Source organism: Ferroglobus sp. (assembly GCF_015521575.1).
Classification (GTDB): Archaea; Halobacteriota; Archaeoglobi; order Archaeoglobales; family Archaeoglobaceae; genus Ferroglobus.
Map to the genome: position 1 here is coordinate 1 of NZ_WANY01000048.1, position 5,282 is coordinate 5,282.

At 44.9% G+C, this 5,282-nt stretch carries 5 protein-coding genes; 1 reads left to right on the plus strand and 4 read right to left on the minus strand.

Translation table 11 applies throughout. The features are described 5' to 3' along the window. From coaBC to hdrA2, 3 genes are all read right to left on the minus strand, one after another. Positions 1-767 (minus strand): bifunctional phosphopantothenoylcysteine decarboxylase/phosphopantothenate--cysteine ligase CoaBC (coaBC, locus tag F7C14_RS01950; protein ID WP_290899412.1); only part of this gene is annotated, 767 nt, incomplete at its 3' end. Then, entirely contained in the window at positions 724-2,040 is a 1,317-nt protein-coding gene (locus F7C14_RS01955) for a 4Fe-4S binding protein (RefSeq protein WP_290899415.1), read from the minus strand. The genes F7C14_RS01955 and coaBC, both read right to left, overlap by 44 nt. Beyond that, on the minus strand, positions 2,037-4,370 hold the full coding sequence (gene hdrA2 / locus F7C14_RS01960) for a CoB-CoM heterodisulfide reductase HdrA2 (RefSeq protein ID WP_290899421.1): 2,334 nt from the start codon (positions 4,368-4,370) through the stop codon (positions 2,037-2,039). The genes F7C14_RS01955 and hdrA2 overlap by 4 nt, the downstream gene beginning before the upstream one ends. 174 nt (positions 4,371-4,544) lie before the next feature. On the opposite strand from hdrA2, the gene F7C14_RS01965 reads away from it, so the two are divergent. Continuing rightward, on the plus strand, positions 4,545-4,727 hold the full coding sequence (locus tag F7C14_RS01965; protein WP_290899423.1) for a ferredoxin: 183 nt from the start codon (positions 4,545-4,547) through the stop codon (positions 4,725-4,727). A 19-nt stretch (positions 4,728-4,746) separates the two neighbouring features. Here the strand turns inward: F7C14_RS01965 and F7C14_RS01970 are convergent. After that, positions 4,747-5,282, minus strand: a 536-nt coding sequence (locus F7C14_RS01970) for a DUF2193 family protein (protein WP_290899425.1), incomplete at its 5' end; no start/stop codon positions are given.

Genomic DNA, 5,282 nt, shown 5'->3' on the forward strand with positions numbered 1-5,282 from the left:
ACTTTTACGTGCTTGAAATTAGGTAAGCTGAAAGGAACATCTTTCGAGGAAACGTAAACTATCTCAGCACCCCTCCGCCAGAACTCAAGAGCAATCTCGTAGCCAAATTTTCCGCTGCTTCTGTTACTTATAAACCTAATCGGATCGAGGAACTCGTAAGTTGGTCCGGAAGTTACGAGAACTTTGTATCCTTTGAAGTCCTTTTTGTACAGAGCCCTTTCCACGTGGAGACATATCTTCTCTATCTCGGGAAACTTCGCTTTCCCCTCTTCGAATTTAGGCTCGACGATTTCCACTCCAAAACTCTTCAGCTTTTCCATCGCTTCCGCAACAGCTCTGTTCTTTATCATGCTTTCGTGCATCGCTGGGGCTACGATTATCTTCTTTCCGCTTCCGAGAGCCACTGTAGCCATCGTTGTGACGGGAGTATCATCTATGCCGTTTGCGATCTTAGCAATAGTGTTGGCTGTAGCTGGAGCGATTAAGAACAGGTCAGCTTTACCATCTTTTTCGAAAAGTTCTACATGCTCAATTTTCCCAGTAATTTCGTCTATAACCGGATTGTCTGTGGCGAATTCAAGGGCGTAGGGGTGGATTATCTTTTTAGCTGCTTCGCTCATAACAGCCACGACATCAGCCCCTCTCCTAACGAGTTCCCTCGCAAGCTTCACGGACTCTACAGCTGCAATACTCCCAGTAACTCCAAGAACGATCTTTTTGCCTTCAAGCTTCTTGTTTTTTCTTCCCCTCAAGCTCTCGAGATGCATATTTCTTCACCAGCTTTGCAAAGTCTTCGAACCTCTTTTCCTCAATCGCTTTTCTGACCGGCGCTCTTTTTAAAATTTTTTCAGCCAGTGAGATCTTCTCTTCGAGTTTCTTTAATACGTCTTCAGTCGGCTTAAAGACCTTAAACTCTTCCTCTTTAACTTCAAATTCCTGAGAAACTTTCGCAAACCTAACTTTAGGCTCTTCAGCTCTCGTTTTTCTCGTTATCCTGTAAACAGCCTCCTCCCAAGACTCCCTCCAAGGTTCGTTCTTTATGTTCTCTATAGTAAAGACCGCATCCCTCCTAACAGCTATTAAATCGTAAGGACACGAGTTCTCGCAAGCTCCGCAGTAATTGCAAAATCTCTCGTTGTAGTGAACTCTTCCCTTATCCTTCGAAACGTACCAAACTCTGTTGTGCTTGCAAACTTTTATACAGGCTCCGCATCCAACCGGATCGCATCTGTACATCCTCGGCTCGTACAAGTACAGCTCCCCGTAAATTGGCTTCGAAACTGTTATTGCATCGTAGGGGCAAACTTCTTCGCAGTAAGAACATCTTGAGCACTCCTCATTGTTAACGTCAACGAAAGCGTAATCTGAGACGTCAGCCTCTATTAGTTTCCCCTCGACTTTTATCGCCTCCTCCGGGCAAACTCTCTCGCAAAGCTTGCAGTAGTCGCACTTCGTCTCGTCGATGAGGATATCTTCGTAGGGCATGATGTCTTCTGGATGGGGTTCTTTCTCAACCATCTGAAAAACTTCGCAGAATTCTGCGCAAATCCCGCACAAATTACATTTTTCCCTGTCTATTTCCACCTTTCCTTCTACACCTTCGTTCCTCTGAGGAATATCCTCCCTTTTTATTTTGAAATCGAGGCTTATCGCATTTGTCGGACAGACTTTGTAGCATAAAGTACAGTTCACGCACTTCTCCCTATCGATCCTCGTTTCTCCGGATAAAGTAAGAGGTAGTTCGTGCTTTTCTACTCTCTTTTCGTTAATGTAAAAGTCGAAGGCGTTAAAGGGACAAAAAGCGTAGCAAATTCCACAGTAAGAGCATTTTATATGATCAAGCGTTATAGGTGGCATCTCCAAACCCAACGCTATGTCGTGTATCGGTCCGAGTTCTATCGCATTTATCGGACAGGCGTAAACGCAAATTCCACAACCGTTGCACTTTTTGTAATCGTAAATCAGCTTTCTTTCCTCATCCTCGGTTCTTTGAATAAATATGAAGCGGTTCTCCTCCATCTCAACATCTCTCTCTATCATCTTGCCACCTCTTCGTAAATCGATCCGAGCTTCGCAATTTTCTCAACAAACTCGTCAACATCCTTGGCTATTTCAGCACCCTCACCAGCAGAATGCCAAGAAGCTTCAACCCTCTCGGGGTTTATCCCAATCTCTTCAAGCAGTTTTTTCAGAGCTTTAATTCTATCGACAGCATGATAATTTCCCACTCTAAAGTGGCACTCCCCAAGCCTGCATCCGGTTACCATGACGCCGTCTATTCCCTTCTTCAACGCCCTCAAAATCCACTCGGGATCGACTCTGCCAGAGCAAAGCGTCCTTATAACTCTCACGTTGGGGGAATACTGAGTTTTTGTCGTTCCGGCCAAATCTAACGCTCCGTAACTGCAAAAGTGGCAGGCGAAAATCAGTATTAGCGGTTCAACCTTCTTCTCTTCAGCAAGGGCATCGATCATCGCAACTATCGCATCTTCCTTAAAGAATCCCAAGTCTATCGCATCCGCCGGACAAGAGGCTGCACAAACTCCGCACATGACGCAAGCGTTGGGATCGATTTTCGCCTTCTTGTTTTCAAAGGTTACTGCATTGAAGTTGCAAACTTCCTCGCATATTCTGCATCCTATACACTTCTCCTCATTTACGTAGGCGTTGTAAGGGTCGAATTCAGCTTCTCCTCCAAATATGAGTTCCATAGCTTTTGAAGCCGCTAAACCAGCAGAAGCTACGGAGTCTTGAATGTCTTTAGGTCCGCTTGCAGTTCCAGCAAGAAAGATTCCCTTTACATCAGTTTCAGCCGGTCTGAGCTTTGGATGAGCAACATCGTAAAATCCGTCCTCTCCTACGCTTATCCCAAGCTTGCTTGCTAAGTCTGTATTTCCTTCTATTCCAATGGAAAGAACGACAAGTTCGAACTCCTCTTCTCTTATTTCCCCAGTAAGAGTGTTCTCGTAAGTTAAAACGAGATTTCCGTTTTCAAGCTCGTAAATTTCGGCAACTCTACCTCTTATGAACCTTATTCCCTTTTCCTGAGCGCGTGCAAAAAATTCCTCGTACATTCTCCCGAAGGCTCTTATATCTATAAAGAAAATTGAGACTTCCGCATCTGGATACCTCTCCTTTATTATGTATGCATTCTTAATGCTCACCATGCAGCAAACCCTTGAGCAGTACTTGTTCGTCTTCACATCCCTACTCCCAACGCATTGAATGAACGCAATTTTCCTTGGCACGGACGAATCCGAAGGACGGTATAAGTTGCCGAGAGTTGGACCAGAAGCTGAGAGAAGCCTTTCGAGTTCGAGAGTCGTTATAACATTCTTATACACTCCGTACCCGTACTCCTCCTTCCTTCTCGCATCGAAGGGCTTGTAGCCTGTCGCAACAATGATAACTCCCGCCTCTATCTCCACATCTTCCGGTTTCTGATTAAAGTCAATAGCTTTCGGCTCGCAAGCTTTTTCGCAGAGCTTACATCCAATGCAGTGCTCCCAGTCTATGGCTGCGTAAAGCGGAGTTGATTGGGGAATCGGCAAGTATATAGCTTTTCTCACTCCTATCGTGTAGTCGAACTCGTTCGGCACCTCCACTGGACAAACTGAGGAGCAGTCGTCAATACAGCCTTTGCATTTATCCTCATCAACGTACCTCGGATGCTTTCTGACTTTTACTTTAAAATTCCCCACATGCCCGGAAACTTCCAGAACTTCAGCGTTTGTTATGACCTCTATGTTTTCATGGTTGAATGCCTCGCTCATTTTGGGCGCTAATATGCATATCGAGCAGTCGTTTGTCGGAAAAACTTCGTTAAGCGTAGCCATTTTTCCTCCAATCGTAGGGGCTTTTTCTATAAGATACACTTTCACGCCAGCGTTAGCGAGGGTTAGAGCTGCTTCGATTCCAGCAACGCCACCACCGATCACAACGGCGCTTTTCTTAACCTCAATCCTCTTTCTTGATAAGGGCTCAAGCTTCCTTGCGGCAGCTACAGCCATTCTGACAAGATCCTTCGCTTTTTCCGTCGCAGCTTTAGGATGCTCCTGATGTACCCACGAACACTGCTCCCTTATGTTCGCCATGAGGACCATGTAAGGATTAAGTCCAGCTCTCATCGCAGCCCTTCTAAAAGTGTGTTCGTGAAGCTTTGGAGAGCATGCGGCAATAACAACGGCATCAAGTTGATTTTCTTTTATAGCTTTTATAATCTCCTCCTGACCGCTATCAGAGCAGGCGTATTTTAAATCCGTGGAAAAGTGAACATCTTCAAGATTTTTAGCGTAATCAACAACTTCTTGAACGTCAACAATTCTCGCTATGTTCAATCCGCAGTGACAGACAAATACACCGATCTTCATGACTCTCAAAAGTTGTTGGAGTACGATTTTAATTTTTCCCAGTTGAGATGTTGCCGGGCATATTTAAAATGACTAATCGTTATATTTTATCGGCTCAAAAGTCGAATTCGTGCTTTTGAGAAATTCCTCAAGGGCTGAAAATATTTAAATAGTTTTTAACGCTAAATATTCACCATGCCAGCTAAAGTAGATGAGAGCCTCTGTACGGGCTGCGGACTATGTGAGGAGATCTGTCCAGAAGTCTTTAAGCTTGACGAGAACGGAATAAGTAGGGTTGTTGGAGATTGCGAAGCAAATATCGATTGCTGCCAGGAAGCTGCAGACAGCTGTCCTGCTGGAGCGATAACCATAGAGTAACGCTCCAAAAATTTATTTTTTAAATTTTGAGATTTTTGCTCAGACAGTACATGCACTTTGCCGGCTGAACGTGAGCTGTTGCGCAGTTTTTGCACAAGCTTACCGGAGCGAAGGGTTTCTCCGGGAATAATGACACAGCGTTAACGAGGGTCGCTATACTTACCGGTTCGGGTGCGAGCAAACAAGGCATGTCAGCGAATCTCATTAAGGTGGCGAATTTTGTTGTTATCGCGCAGAACGGGTAGGCGTAGTACTCTCCTCTTTGCAAGAAGGAGTTCTCGTAGTCTGAGAAATCCACTTCAAGCTTTCCAATTTTCCAACCCTTTTCAGCTAACCTCTGCCCGCGAAAAGCGAAATCGAGAAGGTCATTGACGTGAAGCTCGTTAACGACGTTTCTGTCAAATTGATTGAGCATTACGTAGTTGTAAAACCTTTCCGTAAAAAGTCTTGTGAGCATTTCCGCTGTAAAGCCTTCGTCGAACAAAATTCTGTAGATGAGTAAAGCGGAGAGACCCGTAGCGAAATGCGAGACGTCGAAGACGTTTTTCATCAACC